Raw genomic sequence first — 20382 nt, forward strand, 5'->3', positions numbered from 1 at the left:
CGGATAGGACTATGACGAATTCTCCCCGCTCGACTGAGCCATATGGCTATCGATCCGGTCGAGTCGGGCCCGGATGCCGTCGCGGAGGACGCTCGTCAAGGTGGACTGGAACGCCGTGAGTCGCTTGCCGCGGCGCTGCACGAGGTACAACTTGTCGCGCAGGTCGTGTCCAGTGATCCGCACCTCGCGCAACAGGCCTTCCTGCAGCTCGCGGCGCACGGACTCACGCCAGAGCAGGGCCACCCCCAGCCCGCCCTGCACCGCCACCTTCATCGACTCGGCGCTGCCGAGCTCGATTTCCACCCGCCGATCGACGACCCCGATGGCGGCCAGCGCCGAGTCCTGGCTGCGCCGGATGGCCATCCCAGCAGGCGGGCAGACGAAAGGCAGGCCGGTCAGTTCGGCGGCGGACGCCGAGTCGCCGACCCGGTCGTCGTCGATCGCGGCGACCAGGCAGAACGGTGGCCTGGCGATGAGCTCCGCCTCGAAGGCGTTGGTGTCGAGGACGGCGTCCGTGGCGAGCACCGAGAAGTCGTAGCGGCCTGCGAGCGTGCGCTCGAGGGCGATTTCGACGTTCGACTGGTGGAGCGCGATCGACGCGTGCGGATGGCGGCGACGGAAGTCCACGAGGATCGGGGGAAGGACGTAGTTGCCGACGGACATGCTCGACCCGATCAATGCTCGCCCGGCCGCGCCCCGGGCGATGTCTCGCAGGCTGTGGTCGAGCTCGGTGCGTCCTCGTAGCACCTCGGTGGCCCACAGGTGTACCTCGGCCCCCGCTTCCGTGAGCTCCAGGCCTCGGCCCTCGCGCCGGAACAGCTTTACCCCCAGTCGTTCCTCCAGGGAGCGCAGGTGCGCGCTGATGACCGGTTGGGAGACGAAGAGGTCCTCGGCGGCGAACCGGACGCCGCCGCGCTCTACCACGCGGCAGAAGACCTCGAGCTTGTGCAGAGAGATCCGGTTGTCCGGCGCCAGTGACGGAGAATCCATAGCCAAAATCCTAACTTCTGCCGTCGAACTTTCACATAGACCTATGTGATCGGTGGGCATAGCGTTGGATCGTCCCCACCCCGCTGAGGAGGTCAGGATGCCGCTCGCTGCGATCACGGCGTCTCACACGCCGCTGATGCACACTGTCGCGCCACGAGGTGACACCCGGGCCGCGGTCGACGCGGCCTTCGCGCAGGCCCGTGCCTTCGCCGCGGACTTCCGACCCGACCTGGTCGTTGTCGTCGCACCCGATCACTACAACGGCATGTTCTATGACCTGATGCCGCCGTTCTGCGTGGGTACCGCGGCAGAGGCTGTCGGCGACTACGGGACGGGCGCGGGGCCGTTGGCCGTCGACCGCGACGCCGCACGCCATGTCGTCCGCGAGCTGCTCGCAGCCGAGATCGACCTGGCGATGTCCGAGCGGATGGTCGTCGACCACGGATTCGCGCAGCCCCTAGAGCTTCTGTTCGGCGCGATCGAGGCTGTCCCGACGGTGCCCGTCTTCATCAACTCGGTGGCGCTGCCCTTCGGCCCGCTCCGGCGGACGCGGCTGCTCGGCGAGGCATTGGGCCACGCGCTGCTGGCGCTCGATCGTCGGGTGCTGCTGCTCGGCTCGGGCGGGCTCTCCCACGATCCGCCGCTCCCCGCCCTGGAGGGGGCGCCTCCTGAGGTCGCCGCCCGACTCGTTGCCGGCCGGAATCCGACACCAGAGGAGCGGGCGGCCCGGGAGAACCGAGTTCGCGACGCCGGGCTGGCCGTGGTGGCGGGGGATCCCGGGCCGCGGCTGAACCCGGACTGGGACCAGGCCTTTCTCGACCTGCTGGCCCAGGGACGTCTCGCGGCCACCGACACCTGGACCAACGACTGGATCACCGCCGAGGCGGGCAACTCCGCACACGAGGTCCGCACCTGGCTGGCCTGCTACGCGGCGCTGTCCTCCGCAGGCCCATACGCCGTGCGCAGCCGCTTCTACCGCCCGATCCCGGAGTGGATCGCCGGCTTCGGAATTACCACCGCAGAGACCCGGAGGATCCCGTGACCGTCCCCGCCCCCGTCACCGACGACCCGAGCATCTGGACCGCCCTGCTGGGCCAGGACCTGAGCATCCGACACGTGCAGGTCGGCGAGTGGAGCACCCGCGTGCTGGAGGCGGGCTCCGGGCCGGAGACCGTGGTGCTGCTGCATGGTGTCGGTGGACACCTGGAGGCGTACGCGCGCAACATTCCGGCCTTCGCCGAGCACTATCGTGTAATCGCCTACGACTACCCGGGCCACGGCCTGACCACCTCGGCGACCCGGCCGCTCGAGCTGCCGGACTACGTCGCGCACCTGCTCGGCCTGCTCGACGCCCTCGGCGTGGAGCGCGCCCACCTGAACGGTGAATCGCTCGGCGGGTGGATCGCCGTCAAGACCGCGTACGCGCACCCCGAGCGGGTGGGCCGGATCGTGCTCAATACCCCCGGGGGTGCGCTGTCCGATCCAGCGGTGCGCGAGCGCATCCGCAGCCTGTCCCAGGGTGCCGCCGACGACCCCAGTGACGAGCGCATCCGCGCCCGGGTGAGCTGGCTGATGGCCGACCCGGCGAGCGTGACCCAGGAGCTGGTCGACGTCCGGCGCACGATCTACGCGCAGCCGCCTTTCGCCGAGTCCATGCGCAACATCATGTGCTTGCAGGATGGAGACGTCCGGGCCCGCAACATGATCACGGACGAGGAGCTGGCGGGGATCATCGCGCCTGCCCTCGTCGTCTGGACCAGCGACGACCCTTCGGGTCCCGCCGCCGTCGGACTGCGGATGGCGGAGCGACTCCCGAACGGACGGTTCGAGCTGGTCGAGGGTGCGGGACACTGGCCGCAGTGGGAGCAGCACCGCCGCTTCAACGAGCTGGCGCTCGGCTTCCTGTCCGAGGACGCCCGCATTGGGGCTGACGCGGGATGACACTCGACACGCGCTCACGTGCGTGGCGCACTGACAGCTCGACACCTGCAGAGGGAGCCTTCCAGTGACCGGGACCCGGCCTTCGAACAGCTACGACCTCGACTCCGTGACGACCGCCGACGACGAGGTCCTGCCGGTGCGGAACCCACGCACCGGGTGCGTGGACCACTGGATCCACCCGCCCCGGGAGGCGGAGCTCGCCGAGCTCTGCGCCGACCTCCGGAGTGCCCAGGTCGCGTGGAACGAGGCAGGGGTCGGTCATCGGGTGGGGGTCATGCGTCGCTGGGCGGACGCGGTGGAGGCGAACGCCGACGCGATCGGAGACGCGGAGACCGTCGACACCGGGCGCAGCCGGGTGTCCCATGAGGTGCCGCACATGGTCGTCGCGGCCATCCGCGGATGGTGCGACGCGGCCCCCGCCATCCTTGAGCGGGCTCGCCTCCACGGTGTGTCGAGCACGTCCGACACCGTGAGCTACGACACCGAGCTCGACCCGTACGCCCTGCTCGGCGTGATCAGTCCGTGGAACCATCCGTTCCTGCTCTCGACGCTCGACGCGGTGCCCGCGCTGCTCGCGGGCTGCGCAGTGATCATCAAGCCGAGCGAGGTGACGCCCCGCTTCGTCGAGCCCGTCGCCGCGAGCATCGCCGAGGTACCCGAACTGGCCGCCGTGCTGCGGTACGTCGTCGGGGGATCGAAGACCGGGCAGGCGATCGTCGACCAGGTGGACGCCCTGTGCTTCACCGGCAGCGTGCCCACCGGCCGCGCCCTCGCCGAGACGTGCGCCCGCCGATTCATCCCGGCGTTCCTCGAGCTCGGCGGCAAGGACGCGGCGATCGTGACTGCCTCGGCCGACCTGCGCCAGGCCGCTGCCGCGGTCCTCAAAGGGGCCGTGCACAACACCGGCCAGGTGTGCTTCGCGACCGAGCGCGTCTACGTCGACAGGAGCGTGCACGACGAGTTCGTCGAGGAGCTGACCGCCCAGGCCCGCCGGCTCGAGTTGAACCACCCGGACGTCGACCGCGGGCACCTCGGCCCGTTCATCCTCGGCCGCCAGGCCGACGTCGTGGACGCCCACCTAGCCGACGCCGTGGCCCGCGGTGCCACGATACGCTGCGGTGGCCCGAGCGAGACGCTCGACGGGGGCCGCTACATGCGGGCCACAGTGCTGACTGGGGTCGACCACACCATGACGATCATGCGTGAGGAGACGTTCGGTCCCGTGGTCCCGGTGCAGGCCTTCGACGATGTCGACGAGGCGGTCCGGCTCGCTAACGACAGCGACTACGGGCTCTCCGCCGCAGTGATCGCCGGCGACGAGCAGGAGGCCCGAGCTATCGGTCGGCGCATCAATGCCGGGGCCGTGAGCCTGATGGACACGTCATTGACGATCACCATCATGCGCGACGTCGAGAAGACCTCGTATGGCGCGTCCGGACTGGGTGGCTCCCGCATGGGGCCCAACGGGATGCTGCGCTTCCTGCGCCGCAAGGCCCTCATCACCCGTTCCGGGCCGGTGCCCGACATGGACGCGCTTCGCGAAGACGCCGCCGCGCCCGCGCGAGCCTGACCGGCCGGGCCGGTCGATCGACGCGCGCGGCCGGCCCGCCTCACAGCACAACCGTCAGCACGACACCCAGACACAGACACGGAGGTCTGCCATGCCCGTAGACGGGAGCGACGAGCCGGTCGGCCTGCTCGGCGCCGGAACGATCGGTGGCGGCTGGGCCGCCACCTACCTGGTCCGACGGCGACCGGTACTCGTGGTCGATCCGGCAGCCTCCGCGCTCGAAAGGGTCACGGCCTACCTCGAGACGGTCTGGCCATCGGTCCGCCGGACCGTGCCCGAGGCGCCCGCCTCGGTCCCCCTGGATCTGCTCCGGCTCGTCCCGGTCGAGGATCTCGGCGAAGCCGCCCTGGTACACGAGAACGTTCCCGAGTCCCTCGAAGCCAAGCAGGATGCGTACCGGTGCATCGAGGCCGCGGTCGCGCCGCACATCCCGATCCTGTCGAGCAGCGGCGGCCTGATGCCGTCGGAGCTCCAGGCGCGCATGGAGCACCCCGAGCGGCTGGTCGTCGCCCATCCGCAGAGCCCCGTGTACGCGCTGGCCCTCGTCGAGATCCTGGCGGGCAAGGCGACCTCTCCCGATGTCGTCGCCGCCGTGCTCTCGCACCTCACCGCGCTCGGCAAACGCCCGGTGCTGCTGCACCGCGAGATGGCGGGCTATCTCACCAACCGGCTGACGTTCGCGATGCTCCGTGAGGCCGTGCACCTGCTCGCCGAGGGGGTCGTGGACGCCCGTGGGATCGAGGAGGCGGTGGTGTACGGCATCACCCCGCGCTTCCTGGTCGGTGGTCCGCTCACCTCGCTCGCCCTGGCCGGCGGTCCCGACGGGATGCGGGGCGCGATGCGCTCGTTCGCGCCGACCATCGAGAAGTGGTGGTCCGACCTCGGCGCCCCTCACCTGGACGAGGACGTCCGTGACCGGCTCGTCGCGGCGGCGGACGAGATCCTCGACGGACGACCGATCGCCGAGGTCCTCGCCGCCAGGGACGCCGCGGTGGTCGATGCGCTGCCGCTGCACCGTGCCGGCGAGCGCACCGGGGATACGGGGGCATGACGATGTTGTTCACGACGCCCTCGGTCGACTGCCGCCGCGAGCCCGACGGCTCACTCGTGCTGCGCTCCCGCACCCCGGCAGGCCAGGCTGCACCCACGATCCTGCATTGGCTGCACCGGTTCGCTGTCGAGTCACCCGACACCGCACTGCTCACGGTCGCCGCCGACGCTGGCCGGAGGAGCTGGACCTACGCCGAGGCCTGGGAGGACGTGACGCGAGTGGCCGCCGCGCTCGCCGAGCGGGGGCTGCGCCAGGGGGATCGAGTCATGGTGCTGGGCGCGAACTCGGTCGAACACCTCACGATCGGGCTCGCCACAATGCTGGCCGGGGGAGTGGCCGTCCCGCTCGCACCGCAGTACGCGGGCCCGGACGCAGAACGCGACAAGCTCGCCGGGCTGCTCGAGATGCTCAAGCCCGCAGTGGTCTGGGCGGAGACCGCCGAGCAGGCCGCCGTCGTGACCGCCGCCTCAGCCGCCCACGCGACGCAGGTCCTCGTCGGACGCGCGGCCGTGACTGACCTCGCGCGGGCCGTCGATGACACCACCGCGCGTCCGCGCCCGGAGGACCTCGACCCCACCGCCCCGGCGAAGATCCTCCTGACCTCCGGCTCCACCGGCAGGCCCAAGCCGGTGGCCTACACCCAAACCATGATGACGACGAACGTCCGCATAACGATCGACGTCTGGCCCTTCCTGGACGACCACCCGCCGATCCTCGTCGACTGGCTGCCGTGGAACCACGCCTTCGGCGGCAACGCCAACCTCAACCTCGTGTTGTCCCGAGGCGGAACCTTGCACGTCGACGAGGCGGCGGGCCGACCGGAGCGGCTCAAGAAGACGATCGAAAACCTCCGCCGCTTCCGCCCGACCTTCCACGGAACCGTCCCGGCGGGATTCGCGGCGCTCCTCCCAGCGCTCGAGGCCGACGAAGGCTTTCGCTCTGCGTTCTTCGACCGGCTCGACGTCCTGTTCAGCGCGGGCGCAGCCATGGACCCGAACGTCTTCCACCGGTTGTCCACGCTCTCGGCGACCGTGCGCGGAGCCCCCGTCCCCATCGTCACCGGATGGGGATCGACCGAGGCGGGCCCGGGCGCGACCATGGTGCATGCGCACGGGGTCGACCCAGACTGCATCGGCACCCCGCTCCCGGGCGTCGAGATCGCCCTGCGCTCGGTGGCCGGGAAGCATGAGCTCCTGGTCCGCGGGCCGTGCGTCGCGACTGGGTACTGGCAGCACCCCGAGCAGACCCGGGCCGCATTCACCCCGGACGGGTGGTACCGCTCGGGCGACGCGGGAGAGCTCATCGATCCCTCCGCCCCGGAACGCGGCCTGCGCTTCGCCGGTCGCATCGCGGACGACTTCAAGCTGGCGAACGGCACCTGGGTCGACAGCACCGGAATCCGCGCAGCCCTCCTGTCCCGCAGCGGGGGGCGCCTGCGCGACGTCCTCGTGGTCGGCGCCGACCGACCCGCGCTATGCGTGCTGGTCTGGCCGGACAGCCGTGTCACCGAACCCTTCGAGGAGGAAGACCTGCGCGTGCTGCTGAGTGACCACAATCGCGCACAGCCCCGGCCGAGCACCCGGCTGCTCGACGGGGCGCTGCTGGACCCCGAGCCGCATCCAGACGAGGTCAGCAGCAAGGGGCAGCTCATCCCCGCCGCGGTGCTCCGGCGACGCGCACCGCTCATCGAGAAGCTCTACACCCGACAGGGAATGGCACTGTGAAGCTCAGCGACCCAACGGCATCACTGGTCGTCGACCGCGCTTCCGAGCTCCGCGCGCACGTCGGCAACGAGATCGGGATCAGCGGATGGACCGCTTTGGAGGAGGCCGACGTTCTCTCGTTCGCCGAGCTGACCCGGGACCGGCATTGGATCCACACCGATCCCGCCCGCGCTCGTACCGAGGCAGGCCTAGACGGAATCCTCGCCCACGGGTTCCTCGTACTCTCGCTGATCACGGCGCTCGGCGACCAGTGCTACACCGTCCGCAGGGCGCGGCGGTGGACCAATTACGGCCTCGAACGGATCCGCTTCACCGCGCCGGTGTTCCCTGGTGACGAGTTCCGCCTGCGGGTGACGCTGGATGCGGTGGCACCAGGGCCCGCCGGAACCACCCGCCTCGATCTCGGATGCCGGCTGGAGCGGAGGGACGGCGATCGGCCGGCTCTGGTCGCGACCTGGATCGTGCTGGTGGAGGAGGCGTGACGGAGACCCGGATTCCCGAGGACTATGTCCCCATCGACCAGGGGGGCACCTTCCTTGGACATGTCGGCGGGCTGACCTGGAGGCGCGGTCCGGACCGGACCGACACCTGCGTGCTGCTAGCCCCCCACCACTTGAACCCCAACGGCACCGCGCACGGCGGGCTGCTGCTGACTCTGCTCGACATCACCCTCGGCGCGACAGTCGAGTCGTTCCTCGGCGTGGACGCCGAGCGCCATCCGGTCACACTCCAACTGTCGTGCTCGATGCTCGCACCGGCGCGTGGTGGCGAGTTGTTGTTCGGCGAGGCCACGGTCGATCGAGCGACGCGAACCGTGACGTTCGTGTCGGCGCGCCTGCACAGCCGGGGGCAGACAGTCCTCACCGCGAGCGCGGTGTTCCGGAACCCGCCGTCTTCGACCATCACGGACCGCACATGACGAACACCTTGCCCCCTACCGCTCTGGCGACCGTCCCGCCAGAGGTGCGGGCAGCGGCGTCGGCGTTGCTAGGCGCCGCCCGTACCAGCAGCCCGTGCCCGCCGGTACGCGACGGCCTCACGACCGAGGCCTCCGCCGACAGCGTGGCGACCGGGTACGCCGTGCAGAACCTGCTTACCCAGGCCCGCCTCGAGGACGGGCACCGGATCGTCGGCCGCAAGATCGGGCTGACCTCGCCCGCCGTCCAAGAGCAACTCGGGGTCGACCAGCCGGACTTCGGCGTCCTGTTCGACGACATGGACCTCAGCCACACCCCGACCATCCCTCTTCAACGGCTGCTGCAACCCAAGATCGAGGCCGAGGTCGCCTTCGTCCTCGGCGCCGACCTCGACACCCCAGACCCGTCCCAAGCCAAGGCCCGCGCTGCAATCGCCCAGGTCGTCGCCGCGTTGGAGATCGTCGACAGCCGCATCGCCGGCTGGGACATCACCATCGTCGACACCATCGCCGACAACGCCTCCAGTGGCCTGTTCGTCCTCGGCGCCGGCGCGCGCCCGCTGGGCGACGACGAGGACCTAGGGCAGGTCACCATGGAGCTGATTGACCAGGACGGCAGGGTGCTGAGCCACGGGACCGGGGCCGCCTGCCTCGGCGACCCGATCAACGCGCTTGTGTGGCTTGCCCGCATCACACACCGCCTTGGCGCCCCGCTGCGCGCCGGTGAGATCGTGCTCTCCGGCGCACTCGGCCCGATGGTGCCAGTCACCCCGGGCACTACCTACACGGCGTCATTCACCGGACTCGGCAACGTCCAGGCGCATTTCGGTGACGCACCCGACCCACTGCGCAAACGAGGAGCCTGACATGACCTCCAGCAGCGATACCGGCCAATCCGGCACCGGCCGCCCTGCCCGCACCAAAGCGGCGATCATCGGGTCGGGCAACATCGGCTCCGACCTCATGTTCAAGATCATCCGATTGTCGGAGACCTTCGAGATGGGGGCGATGGTCGGCATCGACCCCACCTCCGACGGGCTCGCCCGCGCGAAGCGACTCGGCTACGCCACGACCGCCGAGGGTGTGCAAGGCCTACTCGAGTTGCCCGAGTTCGACGAGATCGGCGTGGTCTTCGACGCCACCTCAGCGAAGGCGCACATCGCCAACGCCGCAATGCTCGAGCCGCACGGCAAGCTCCTCGTCGACCTCACTCCCGCCGCGATCGGCCCGTTCGTGGTGCCCGCGGTCAACCTCGACGAGCACCAGACCGCATGGAATGTGAACATGGTGACCTGCGGCGGACAGGCCACCATCCCCGTAGTCGCCGCAGTCTCCCGCGTGACCGACGTCCCCTACGCCGAGATCGTCGCCTCGATCGCCTCCAAGTCCGCCGGCCCCGGGACCCGCGCCAACATCGACGAGTTCACCGAGACCACCGCCAAGGCGATCGAGGTCGTCGGTGGCGCACAGCGGGGAAAGGCCATCATCGTGCTCAACCCCGCCGAACCCCCGATGATCATGCGGGACACCGTGCTCTGCCTCGCCGCCGGCGGCGACGCGGACGAAATCAAGGACTCCGTCGCCCGAATGCACGCCGAGGTTGCCCGCTACGTGCCCGGCTACCGGCTGAAGCAGCAGGTGCAGGTCGATCCTGTCCCCGACGACGAGCCCCTCCACACCCTGATCGGGGACGCCCCCCGGCCGCGCTGGCGGGTCTCGGTATTCCTCGAGGTCGAGGGCGCGGCCCACTATCTGCCCTCATACGCCGGGAACCTCGACATCATGACCTCGGCTGCTCTGCGGACCGCGGAGCAGTTGGTCGCCGCGAAGCAGCTGGAGGTGACCCGGTGAACGACGTCCCCACGCTCTACATCCAGGACGTGACGCTTCGGGACGGCATGCACGCCGTCCGGCACCGCATGTCTCCCGATCAGGTCCGGGCGATCGCCTCGGCCGTCGACAAGGCCGGCGTCGCCGCGATCGAGGTCGCGCACGGCGACGGTCTCGCTGGCGCCAGCCTCACCTACGGACCAGGCAGCAACACTGACTGGGAGTGGATCACCGCGGCGGCCGAGGTAGTCGAGAACGCGGTGCTCACCACGCTGCTGCTGCCCGGGATCGGCACGATCGAGGAGCTCGAGGAGGCCTACGACCGCGGCGTGCGGTCGGTCCGTGTGGCCACCCACGCGACCGAGGCCGACATCGCGATCCAGCACATCGAGAAGGCCCGCGAGCTCGGCATGGACGTCTCCGGCTTCCTGATGATGTCCCACATGGCGCCCGCCGCGGATCTGGCCGCCCAGGCAAAGATCATGGAAAAGGCCGGCGCACACTGCGTCTACGTCACCGACTCCGGCGGCAGGCTTACCATGCGCGACGTGCGCGACCGCATCCGCGCCTACCAGGACGTGCTCGAGCCGACCACCCAGATCGGCATCCACGCCCACGAGAACCTCTCGCTGTCGGTCGCCAACTCGGTCGTCGCCATCGAGGAGGGCGTGACCCGTGTCGACGCCTCCCTGGCCGGACAAGGCGCCGGTGCCGGGAACTGCCCCATAGAGGCGTTCATCGCCGTCGCCGACCTGCACGGCTGGAAACACGGCTGCGACCTCTTCGCCCTGCAGGACGCCGCCGACGACATCGTGCGCCCACTGCAGGACCGACCCGTCCGCGTCGACCGGGAAACCCTTACCCTCGGCTACGCAGGCGTCTACTCCAGCTTCCTCCGCCACGCTGAACGCGCGGCCGCACAGTACGGCCTCGACACCCGCGAGATCATTATCGAGGTCGGACGCCGCGCTATGGTCGGCGGCCAGGAAGACATGATCGTCGACATTGCCCTCGACCTCGCCGCGACGCGGCAGCAGGCGCGACCCTGAGCGCTTCCGGCGGTATGACCACACGCCCGCGTCGTTGGTTATCAGCGACTGGAAGCAGGAGCAGCCAGGTAGCCGCGGCATTGGGGAGTGTCTAATCAACGGCTCTGGCTCACTTCCGGTGGTGACTGACCGTAAGCGCCCGTGACCTTGGCCCTTCCCGGCCAGCGAGGTCCTCTGGCAGAGTCGGGCAGCTGCCGTCTTTGTACGGCAGGTCGCCGGACTGAACCCCGGACATGCTTCCTGACCGGCTCAGATGTCGTCGGCATTCCGGATAAGCGTCCACCGGGTCCGTTCCATACGGAGCGTTACCACCGGAAGTGAGCCAGGGCCGAAAGAGCGACAGAGCCGTTAACTAACTGGATAGACCCGCGGCGCCAGCCTGACTCTGCCCGGGAGAGGAGTTACCGTCGCGAGGGCTGGCGCGACCGCCGAAGGCAGGTCAGGCCGGGGACACCTCAAGCCCGGCGGTCTATGAAGGTCGGGCTGTTCACCGCCATGTAGGGGAGCGCGCCGCCGGCTGCTCTTCGCGCGTTGCGCAGTGTTCAGCCGATTCCGGTGACCTGTAGCGCGGTGGTCCAGTTGTTCTTGATAGCGCTTCGGGCGGCAGAGAGCGTAATGGTGCCAGCGCAGACGGCGTTCTTGAGCTTCGTTTCGATGCCGTCTTTGGTGTAGGCGGTCTTAGAGGTCCTAACAGAAAGATCAGCGGACGAGGCGTCGCCAGTAGATGATGGCTGCGGCCAGGGTCATGAACGCCTCATGGATGTCATCGCGGATCTCCCAGCGGATGCGCAGGCGGCGGAACCAGTGCAGCAGGCCGATCGTGCGTTCCACGACGTAGCGGTGGACGCCCAGTCCTGAGCCGTGGGCGGTGCCGCGTCGGGCGATCAGGGGTTTGATGCCCTTCTTCCAGACCTTGCGCCGGTATTTGTCGTGGTCATAGCCGCGGTCGGCGTACAGGCTGTCGGGCCGCCGCCGGGGTCGGCCGACCCGCCCGCGGACCGGTGGGATCGCCTGGATCAGTGGCATGAGCTGGGTGACGTCGTTGCGGTTGCCGCCGGTCAGGCTGAGGGCGAGGGGGATTCCGTGCGCTTCGGTGATGACGTGGTGTTTCGAGCCCGTTCGTGCGCGGTCGACCGGGCTCGGCCCGGTTTTGGGCCGCCCTTGAGCGCCCGCACGTGCGAACTGTCGATCACCGCCCGGGACCAGTCCAGCTTCCCGGCCGCGTGCAGCTCGGCCAGCAGCACCTGATGCAGTTGCTCCCACACCCCGGCCTCATGCCATTCCTTCAGCCGGCGCCAGCAGGTCATCCCCGACCCGAACCCCAGCTCCTGCGGCAGGAACTCCCACGCGATCCCGGTGTGCAGCACGAACAAGATGCCGCACAACACCTTGCGGTCATCCAGCCGCTTGCGGCCCGGGTGGCGCGTGCGGCGCTCCACCTTCGGCAACAGCGGCTCGATCCGCTCCCACAGGCTGTCCCGCACGATCCACGGCGGCTGCTCGCCCTTCTTCACGGAAGATGATCAAAGCTGCCCGGCAGCCACCGTGGGACCGAAGTGATCATTTTGTTAGGACCTCTAAGAGGCCGCGGGCAGGGCAATCTCGCGGTCGAGGCCGAGTTCGTCCCGTACCCGGATCAGCGAGGCCGCCCGGATTGAGGCGTACAGCTCGTACGGATCGTGCAGCGGCCGGCCCAGCACGTCGGCCAGCGCGCCGGCGCCGAAGTCCGCGCCCGCCCGGGTCGCGTCCTTGGACCCGTCGGAGGTCAGGTTCGACTGGAAGATCCCGGCGGCCGAGCGGGGCAGGAAGTCCTCGTACACGATCGGCCGCGCAGTGACCCAGCCCTCCGCGAGGAGGCCGGCGAGGTCGGCCGGGGGAGCGGACGCGGGCCGCGCGCCCGTGGTGTGAAAGGTGAAGTAGGCGAGGTCGCCGGTCACCAGCTCGGCCTCCGTGGACGGAACCCGGCCCTCCCACAGCTTGGCCGCGACGGCGCCCCGCTCCTCGGCGGTCACCCGCTGCCCCGCGAGCGCGGCGTCCAGCGCCGCGGACAGCTCGTCGTACAGCGCGCGTCCCGCCGGCGTCACGGCGATGCCCCGCGCCTCGACCTCGCCGAAGCGCACCCGCAGGTCGTCCTCCACGACGCGGCCGTCGTCCTCCCGGAACACCCGGGGCTCGGCCAGCGCGCGGAAGGACGTCTGGCGCAGCAGCAGGTCGGGACCGTTCCAACGTGGCGGCCCCTGGATCGCGTCGATCATCGTGATGCCGCGCTCGCTCATCCGCGTGTAGAGGGCGTCGATGTCGAGGACGCGCGGGGTCAGGTGGTTGACGTGCGTGCTCGGCACCCCGCCGATGTCGGCGGCGACGGAGGAGACCCGCTCCAGCTCGGTGTACCAGCTGCGGGAGACCGGCTCGCGGGACAGCTCGAACGCCTGCGTCGCGAGGGTGAGGAACTCCTCGGCCTCCCGGTCGTCCAGGCCGCCCTCGGCCTCGGCCCGGTCGGCCAGCTCCAGCAGCCGCGGCGGGAAGAGCCGGCGTGCCCCGAGGAACTCGCCGAGCCTGCGCTCCAGGTCCTCGTCGAAGAACCGCCGGTCGCCCGTCACCAGCATCGAGGTGAACACCCGGAAGGGGTTGGCGGCCAGCTCCGTCTCGTCGACGGGACGGAACGCCGTGGAGACGACCGGCACCGAGCTGCTCGCGGCCTCGCGCAGGTCGTAGTAGCCGACGGGGTACATGCCCATCGCGCCGAAGATACGGGCGACCTGCGCCATCTCGGCGGGCGTGCCCACGCGGATCGCGCCGTGCCGCTCGGCGGTCACGCGGTCGATGGAGCCGAGCCGTTCCGCGTCAGCGCCCATCCGCTCCAGCACCTCGCGGTTGACCTCCTGCGCGACGTCGACCAGCGTGTTGTACGCGGGCACCTCCGTGCCGTACATCGCTGACAGCCGTCGGGCGAAAGCCGCCCGGAGTGCGGTCGAGTCGACCATCTGCCCCTCTCCTTGCCGCCGGATCGTCGCTTGTGTCACGGAAGGGTACGGAGAATGTGGGCGGAGCGCCAGGGGTCGCATGTAACATGCTACTCATGGACCGGGCTGCCGACCTCGCCAACGACCTGCGCCGACGCGGAGTCACCGACCTGCTGACCGACTCGATGTCGCGGTCGTTGTTCTCCTCCGACGCCTCCCTGTACCGGGTGCCGCCCCTCCTCGTGGCGCGCCCCCGTTCCGCCGAGGACGTGGCCGCCGCGGTCGAGCTGTGCGCGCGCCACGAGATCCCGCTCACCGCGCGCGGCGCCGGCACGTCGGTCGCCGGGAACGCGGTCGGCCCCGGGCTCGTCCTCGACTTCAGCCGACACATGCGGAAGGTCGTGAAGGTCGATCCCGAGACCCGGACCGCGGTGGTCCAGCCCGGCGTCGTCCAGGCCGAGCTGCAGCGGGCGGCGGCCCCGCACGGGCTGAGGTTCGGCCCCGACCCGTCCACGCACACGCGCTGCACGATCGGCGGCATGATCGGGAACAACGCGTGCGGCTCCCGGACGCTCGGCTACGGCCGTACCAGCGACAACGTAGCCGGCCTCAAGGCCGTCACCGGCAACGGCACCGCGCTGGACCTGACCTCCCCGCTCGGCGCGCCGGCGCCCGGCGGCCCCGCCGAGGTGGCCGCGCTGCACGAGCTCGCCGCCGCGAACCTCGCTCCGATCAGGACGGAGTTCGCCCGGTTCGGGCGGCAGGTGTCCGGATACGCGCTGGAGCACCTGCTGCCGGAGCGCCGGTTCGACGTCGTCCGCCTGCTGGTCGGCAGCGAGGGCACCCTCGCCGTGCTGACCGAGGCGACGGTGAACCTGGTCACCGACCCGGCGCACCGGGTCCTGATCGTGCTCGGCTACGAGGACATCGCGGCGGCCGGGGACGCCGCGCCCGCCCTGCTGGAGCACCTGCCCACCGCCTGCGAGGGCATCGATGCGCGCATCGTCGACGTGGTGCGCACGCGGAAGGGCCCCGACGCGGTGCCGCCGCTGCCGAGCGGGGCGGCGTGGCTGTTCGTCGAGGTCGCCGGGGACGACGAGACCGAGGTCCTCGACCGGGCCCGGCGGGTCGCCGACGGCTGCGAGGACGCGCTGATCGTCGCCGACCCGGCGCAGGCGGCGCCGCTGTGGCGCATCCGCGAGGACGGCGCGGGCCTGGCCGGCCGCAGCCCCGCCGGGCTGCCCGCCCACGGCGGCTGGGAGGACGCCGCGGTGCCCCCGGCGATGCTGGGCCGCTACCTGCGCGACTTCGAGGCGCTGCTGGGCGAGTTCGACCTGACCGGCCTGCCGTACGGGCACTTCGGCGACGGCTGCCTGCACATCCGGATCGACTGGCCGCTGGACCGTCCCGGCGGGACGCAGCGGTTCCGCTCCTTCCTGGAGTCCGCGGCCACGCTGGTCGCCGGCTACGGCGGCTCGCTGTCCGGCGAGCACGGTGACGGCCGGGCCCGCAGTGAGCTGCTGCCGCGGATGTACTCCGAGTCGGCGATCGGCCTGTTCGAGCAGGTCAAGGGCATCTTCGATCCGAATGACGTGCTCAACCCCGGGGTGCTGGTGCGGCCCCGCCCGGTCGACGCCGACCTGCGGGTCCCGGCCGCCCGGCCGGTGCGCAAGAGCCTCGCGCTGGCGTACCGCCACGACGGCGGCGACTTCAACCAGTCCGTGCACCGCTGCACCGGCGTGGGCAAGTGCCGCGCCGACAACACCGGGTCCGGCGGCGTGATGTGCCCCTCCTACCTGGCCACCCGCGAGGAGAAGGACTCCACCCGAGGACGGGCCCGGGTCCTGCAGGAGATGGTCAACGGCTCCCTCGTCTCCGGCGGATGGCGCTCGCCCGAGGTCCACGAGGCCCTCGACCTGTGCCTCTCCTGCAAGGGCTGCGCCTCGGACTGCCCGACGGGGATCGACATGGCCGCGTACAAGGCCGAGGTGCTCCACCAGAGCTACCGGGGGCGGCTTCGCCCCGCCGCGCACTACTCGCTCGGCCGGCTGCCGCTGTGGGCGCGGCTGGCCGGCCGCATGCCGCGCCTCGTCAACGCGACCCTGCGGGTGCCCGGGCTGCGGCGGGCGGCGCTGGCGGTCGCCGGAGTCGACCGGCGGCGGAACCTCCCGGAGTTCGCGCCGCGGACGTTCCGCGAGTGGTTCGAGCGGACCCGCGACGAGCGCCCGGCGGAGGGCCGTCCGGTCATGTTGTTCGTCGACACCTTCACCGACCACTTCGCGCCCGAGGTCGGCCGGGCGACGGTGGCCGTGCTGGAGGCCGCGGGCTACCGGCCACAGATCAGCGAGCGCCGCCAGTGCTGCGCGCTGACGTGGATCTCCACCGGCCAGCTCGACGCGGCCAAGAAGATCCTCGGCCGTACGGTCGCCGAGCTGGCCGAGGCCGCCGAGGCGGGCGTGCCGATCGTGGGCATGGAGCCGTCCTGCACGGCGGTCCTGCGTTCGGACGCGCTGGAGCTGCTGGACGAGGAGGTCGCGGCGCCGGTGGCGGCGCGGACCCGCACACTGGCCGAGCTGCTGGCCGAGACCCCGGACTGGCGGCCGCCCTCGTTCGAGGGCACGACGGTGGTGGCCCAGCCGCACTGCCACCACCACGCCGTCATGGGCTGGGGCAAGGACGCCGAGATGCTGAAGCAGGCGGGCGCGGACGTCCAGCGGCTGGGCGGCTGCTGCGGCCTGGCGGGCAACTTCGGCGTGGAGAAGGGGCACTACGACGTGTCCGTCGCCATCGCCGAGCACCAGCTGCTGCCCGCGCTGCGCGGGGCGGACGCGGAGACCGTCGTCCTCGCCGACGGCTTCTCGTGCCGCACGCAGATCGCCGATCTGTCGCCCCGCCAGGGCGTCCACCTGGCCCAGCTCCTCGCCGAGCGGCTCGACCCGGCCGAGCGGCTCGACCCGTAAGCCCGGAATGCTCAACCCGGTCCACCTGAGGACACTGACCGCCGTCGTGAACGCCGGGTCGTTCGCCGACGCGGCGAGGCGGCTCGGCTACACCGCCTCGGCGGTCTCCCAGCAGGTCGCGGCGCTGGAGCGGGCGGTACGGATGCCGCTGTTCGAGCGCGGCGCCCACGCGATCAGGCCCACCCCGGCCGCGCTCTACCTCGTACGGCGGGCCGCCGACGCGCTCTCCGCGCTGGACGCCCTCGAAGAGGACGCCCGCGGCATGGCGGAGGGCCGGATCGGCCGGCTGCGGCTCGGCAGCTTCCCCACGGCCAGCCAGCGGCTCCTGCCGATCGGCCTGGCCTCCTACGCGCGGGCGTACCCGTCGGTGGAGATCCTCCTCGACGAGGGTGAGCCGGACGAGCTCATCCCGCTCGTACGTGCCGGGGAGCTCGACCTCGCGCTCGTCTACCGGTACGACCTGGTGCCACGGGCCTGGCCGGGCGACCTGGGGGAGACCCCGTTGCTGGCGGAGGATCTGCTGCTCCTGCTGCCCGAACGCCACCCGCTCGCCATCGCCGGGGCGGTCGCGCCCGGCGACCTCGGCCACGAGACGTGGGTGGCCCCTCGGGAGGGCACCGCCGGGGCGTCCTGCCTGCGCCGGCTGTGCGCCGAGGCGGGCTTCGAACCGCAGCTGGACTACCGCAGCAACGACTACGGGGTCATCCACGGCTTCGTGCGGTCCGGTCTCGGCGTCGCGCTCGTCCCGGCGCTCGCGCACCTGCCCGGCGAGGGCGTGGTCGCGACCCGGCTCGACGGGGTGACGGCCCGCAGGCACGTCCTCGCCGCGCACCGCCCGGCGGCCGTGAACCCGGCGGTGACCGGCGCGGTGCAGACCCTGCGCCAGGCCGCCGCCCGGCTCGCGGACGACCTCCCCGGCGTCGTCGCCGCAGCGTAGGCAGCATAAGAAGTTCTTCGGCCATGCCCAGAGATGGCGGGGCTCGGCCGCTTCCTCCGGTATCGCCCGGTCCCCGATGCTGGACCCACCGAGCGAACCGAGAGGTGGGCAGCGCTGTCGTGAGCGATGACGTCTTCGCACTCATGGACGAGTGGGGACCCGAGAAGGTCGTCTGCGTGTCCGACCGCAGGACCGGGATGCGGGGTGTCCTCGTGCTGGACAACACCGCGCGCGGGATGGGCAAGGGCGGCACCCGGATGGGCCCCGGCGTGACCGTCGGGCAGATCGCGCGGCTCGCCCGCACGATGACCTGGAAGTGGGCCGCCGTCGATCTGTTCCACGGCGGCGCCAAGGCCGGCATCGTGGCCGACCCCGCGGCGCCGAACAAGGAGGAGATCCTGCGCGCGTTCGCCCGGGCGCTGGCCAACGAGGTGCCGAAGGAGTACGTGTTCGGCCTCGACATGGGCCTGACCGAGAACGACGCCGCCGTCCTCCTCGACGAGCTCGGCGACCGCGGGGCGGCCGTCGGCCTGCCCGGCGCGCTCGGCGGCTTCCCGTACGACCAGCTCGGCGTCACCGGGTACGGCGTCGCGGAGGCGGCCGACGCGGCCGCCGCCGAACTCGGCCTGGAGCTGCGCGGCGCCCGCGTCGCCGTGCAGGGACTCGGCGCGGTGGGCCGGGCCGCCGTGCGCAGGCTGGCCGAGCTCGGCGCCGTCGTGGTCGCCGCGTCCACGGTGACGGGCTGCGCGCACGACCCCGACGGCCTCGACGTGGACCGGCTCCTCGCGCTCAGCGCGGAGTTCGGCGACGACTGCGTCCGCGAGTACGGCCCGGCGGCGCCGCCCGAGCGGGCCCTGTCGGTGGAGACCGACATCCTCGTGCCCGCCGCCCGCGAGGACGTCATCGACGTCGACGTGGCCGGGGCGACCACCGCGAAGCTGGTCGTCGAGGGCGCGAATCTCCCGGCGACCCCCGACGCCCGCGCGATCCTGCACAAGCGGGGCGTCGCGGTGGTGCCCGACTTCATCGCCAACGCCGGTGGCATCGTCGCCGCCGCGCACTCGATGGACGCCCGGTACTCGCCGTTCCAGGTGGAGCCCGGGGACGTTTTCTCCATGATCTCCACCAAGCTGCGCGCCAACGCGGCGGCCGTGCTGCGCGAGTCGCGCCGCGCGGAGATCACCCCCCACGAGGCGGCGTACGCGCTGGCCCAGAGCCGCGTCCGCGAGGCCATGGTCCTGCGCCGCCGCGTGCCCGAGCACGTCTGAGAAGGAGCCTGTTCGATGAGTCGTGAGCTGCCCGCCCGCGCGTCCGCGGTCATCATCGGTGGCGGTTGCATGGGCGTCGCCGCGGCGTACGAGCTGGCCGCGGCGGGCGTGACCGACGTGGTCCTGATCGACAAGGGGCCGCTGGGCTCCGGCTCGACCTCCAAGGCCGCCGGGGGAGTGCGCGCGCAGTTCTCCGACCGGGTCAACATCGAGCTCGCCATCCGCAGCCTGCAGACGTTCGAGACCTTCGCCGAGCGGTTCGGGCAGGAGATCGACCTGCACAAGCCCGGGTACCTCTTCCTGCTCGACACCCCCGAGGCCGTCGCGGAGTTCGAGCGGAACGTCGCGGTCCAGAACGACCTCGGCGTGCCCAGCCGGATCATCACGCCGCGCGAGGCCGCGGAGCTGTCCCCGCTGATCGACACCGACGGGCTGCTCGCCGCGGCGTACTCGCCCACCGACGGCCACTGCACGCCCGAGTCCGTGGTCCTCGGCTACGCGGGCGCGGCCCGCCGGCACGGCGCGACGCTGCTCCCGAACTGCGCGGCGACCGGCGTCGAGACGGCCGGCGGCCGGATCGTCGCGGTGCGGACCGAGGGCGGCCGCATCGAGACCGACACCGTGATCTGCGCGGCAGGCGCCTGGTCGCGAGAGGTCGGCGAATGGGTCGGCGTCGACCTGCCGGTGACCCCGCTGCGCCGGCAGATCCTGATCAGCGAGCCGATCCCCGACCTGCCGCCGACGGCGTTCACCATCGACTTCGCCACCTCCTTCTACTTCCACCGGGAAGGGCGCGGGCTGCTGATCGGCATGTCCGACCCCGAGGAGACGCCCGGTTTCAAGCTGGACCGCTCCGACGCCTGGCTGCCCCGCCTGGGTGAGGCCATGGCCCACCGCGCGCCCGCCCTGCTGGACGTCGGCTTCGGCACCGGCTGGGCCGGCCTGTACGAGGTGACGCCCGACCACAACGCGCTGATCGGGACCGCGGAGGGCGTCGACCGGTTCATCTACGCCACCGGCTTCTCCGGCCACGGCTTCCTGATGAGCCCGGCCGTCGGGGAGGTCGTCCGCGATCTCTACCTCGGCCGCACGCCGTTCGTCGACGTCAGCGGCCTCGACACCCGGCGTTTCGCCCTGGCCGGGGCACGCCCCGAGCTGAATATCGTCTGAGACAACCGACTAC

16 protein-coding genes and 1 pseudogene are annotated in these 20382 nt (G+C 71.3%); 14 read left to right on the forward strand and 3 right to left on the reverse strand.

Annotated elements, in window-relative coordinates:
• Nucleotides 1-9 precede the first annotated feature (9 nt).
• Nucleotides 10-990, reverse strand: coding sequence for a LysR family transcriptional regulator (locus NDW01_RS32060; protein ID WP_252828096.1), 981 nt, complete (start codon nucleotides 988-990; stop codon nucleotides 10-12).
• A gap of 97 nt (nucleotides 991-1087) precedes the next feature.
• Here NDW01_RS32060 and NDW01_RS32065 point away from each other — a divergent pair, with 97 nt between their 5' ends.
• The 10 genes from NDW01_RS32065 (at nucleotide 1088) to dmpG (ending at nucleotide 11071) form a co-directional block, all read left to right on the forward strand.
• The gene (locus NDW01_RS32065) at nucleotides 1088-2032 is read left to right on the forward strand and encodes a 3-carboxyethylcatechol 2,3-dioxygenase (protein WP_252828097.1); all 945 of its coding nucleotides are present in this window, start codon (nucleotides 1088-1090) and stop codon (nucleotides 2030-2032) included.
• Nucleotides 2029-2931, forward strand: a complete 903-nt coding sequence (locus NDW01_RS32070; RefSeq protein WP_252828098.1) for an alpha/beta fold hydrolase — start codon at nucleotides 2029-2031, stop codon at nucleotides 2929-2931. The genes NDW01_RS32065 and NDW01_RS32070 overlap by 4 nt, the downstream gene beginning before the upstream one ends.
• Before the next feature lie 64 nt (nucleotides 2932-2995).
• Nucleotides 2996-4501 carry an aldehyde dehydrogenase family protein gene (locus NDW01_RS32075; protein WP_252828099.1) on the forward strand — a complete coding sequence of 502 codons (1506 nt, stop codon included), beginning with the start codon at nucleotides 2996-2998 and terminating at the stop codon, nucleotides 4499-4501.
• Nucleotides 4502-4592: 91 nt separating this feature from the next.
• Nucleotides 4593-5552, forward strand: coding sequence for a 3-hydroxyacyl-CoA dehydrogenase NAD-binding domain-containing protein (locus NDW01_RS32080; RefSeq protein ID WP_252828100.1), 960 nt, complete (start codon nucleotides 4593-4595; stop codon nucleotides 5550-5552).
• Nucleotides 5549-7276: an AMP-binding protein gene (locus NDW01_RS32085; RefSeq protein ID WP_252828101.1), complete on the forward strand. Its 1728-nt coding sequence runs from the start codon at nucleotides 5549-5551 to the stop codon at nucleotides 7274-7276. Before NDW01_RS32080 ends, NDW01_RS32085 begins: the two co-directional genes overlap by 4 nt.
• Nucleotides 7273-7758: a MaoC/PaaZ C-terminal domain-containing protein gene (locus NDW01_RS32090; protein WP_252828102.1), complete on the forward strand. Its 486-nt coding sequence runs from the start codon at nucleotides 7273-7275 to the stop codon at nucleotides 7756-7758. Before NDW01_RS32085 ends, NDW01_RS32090 begins: the two co-directional genes overlap by 4 nt.
• Nucleotides 7755-8195: a PaaI family thioesterase gene (locus NDW01_RS32095; protein ID WP_252828103.1), complete on the forward strand. Its 441-nt coding sequence runs from the start codon at nucleotides 7755-7757 to the stop codon at nucleotides 8193-8195. The genes NDW01_RS32090 and NDW01_RS32095 overlap by 4 nt, the downstream gene beginning before the upstream one ends.
• The gene (locus NDW01_RS32100; protein ID WP_252828104.1) at nucleotides 8192-9058 is read left to right on the forward strand and encodes a 2-keto-4-pentenoate hydratase; all 867 of its coding nucleotides are present in this window, start codon (nucleotides 8192-8194) and stop codon (nucleotides 9056-9058) included. The genes NDW01_RS32095 and NDW01_RS32100 overlap by 4 nt, the downstream gene beginning before the upstream one ends.
• A 1-nt stretch (nucleotide 9059) precedes the next feature.
• Complete coding sequence (locus NDW01_RS32105) at nucleotides 9060-10043, forward strand: acetaldehyde dehydrogenase (acetylating) (RefSeq protein ID WP_252828105.1); 984 nt, start codon at nucleotides 9060-9062, stop codon at nucleotides 10041-10043.
• Nucleotides 10040-11071: a 4-hydroxy-2-oxovalerate aldolase gene (gene dmpG, locus NDW01_RS32110; protein WP_308211829.1), complete on the forward strand. Its 1032-nt coding sequence runs from the start codon at nucleotides 10040-10042 to the stop codon at nucleotides 11069-11071. The genes NDW01_RS32105 and dmpG overlap by 4 nt, the downstream gene beginning before the upstream one ends.
• Nucleotides 11072-11770: 699 nt before the next feature.
• Here the strand turns inward: dmpG and NDW01_RS32115 are convergent.
• Together NDW01_RS32115 and hglS are read right to left on the reverse strand one after the other, a co-directional pair.
• A pseudogene (locus NDW01_RS32115) lies at nucleotides 11771-12585 on the reverse strand (IS5 family transposase).
• Nucleotides 12586-12648: 63 nt separating this feature from the next.
• The gene (gene hglS, locus NDW01_RS32120; protein ID WP_252828107.1) at nucleotides 12649-14055 is read right to left on the reverse strand and encodes a 2-oxoadipate dioxygenase/decarboxylase; all 1407 of its coding nucleotides are present in this window, start codon (nucleotides 14053-14055) and stop codon (nucleotides 12649-12651) included.
• Between the two features lie 95 nt (nucleotides 14056-14150).
• Here hglS and NDW01_RS32125 point away from each other — a divergent pair, with 95 nt between their 5' ends.
• The 4 genes from NDW01_RS32125 (at nucleotide 14151) to NDW01_RS32140 (ending at nucleotide 20369) form a co-directional block, all read left to right on the forward strand.
• Entirely contained in the window at nucleotides 14151-16994 is a 2844-nt protein-coding gene (locus NDW01_RS32125; protein WP_252828108.1) for an FAD-binding and (Fe-S)-binding domain-containing protein, read from the forward strand.
• Between the two features lie 7 nt (nucleotides 16995-17001).
• Nucleotides 17002-17931, forward strand: coding sequence for a LysR family transcriptional regulator (locus NDW01_RS32130; protein ID WP_252828109.1), 930 nt, complete (start codon nucleotides 17002-17004; stop codon nucleotides 17929-17931).
• Between the two features lie 119 nt (nucleotides 17932-18050).
• Nucleotides 18051-19199: a Glu/Leu/Phe/Val family dehydrogenase gene (locus NDW01_RS32135; protein WP_252828110.1), complete on the forward strand. Its 1149-nt coding sequence runs from the start codon at nucleotides 18051-18053 to the stop codon at nucleotides 19197-19199.
• 15 nt (nucleotides 19200-19214) lie between these two features.
• A complete protein-coding gene (locus NDW01_RS32140) occupies nucleotides 19215-20369 on the forward strand; it encodes an NAD(P)/FAD-dependent oxidoreductase (RefSeq protein ID WP_252828111.1) in 1155 nt (384 codons plus the stop codon).
• Nucleotides 20370-20382: the final 13 nt, after the last annotated feature.

It is taken from the genome of Actinoallomurus soli (assembly GCF_024055715.1).
GTDB classification, from domain to species: domain Bacteria; phylum Actinomycetota; class Actinomycetes; order Streptosporangiales; family Streptosporangiaceae; genus Actinoallomurus; species Actinoallomurus soli.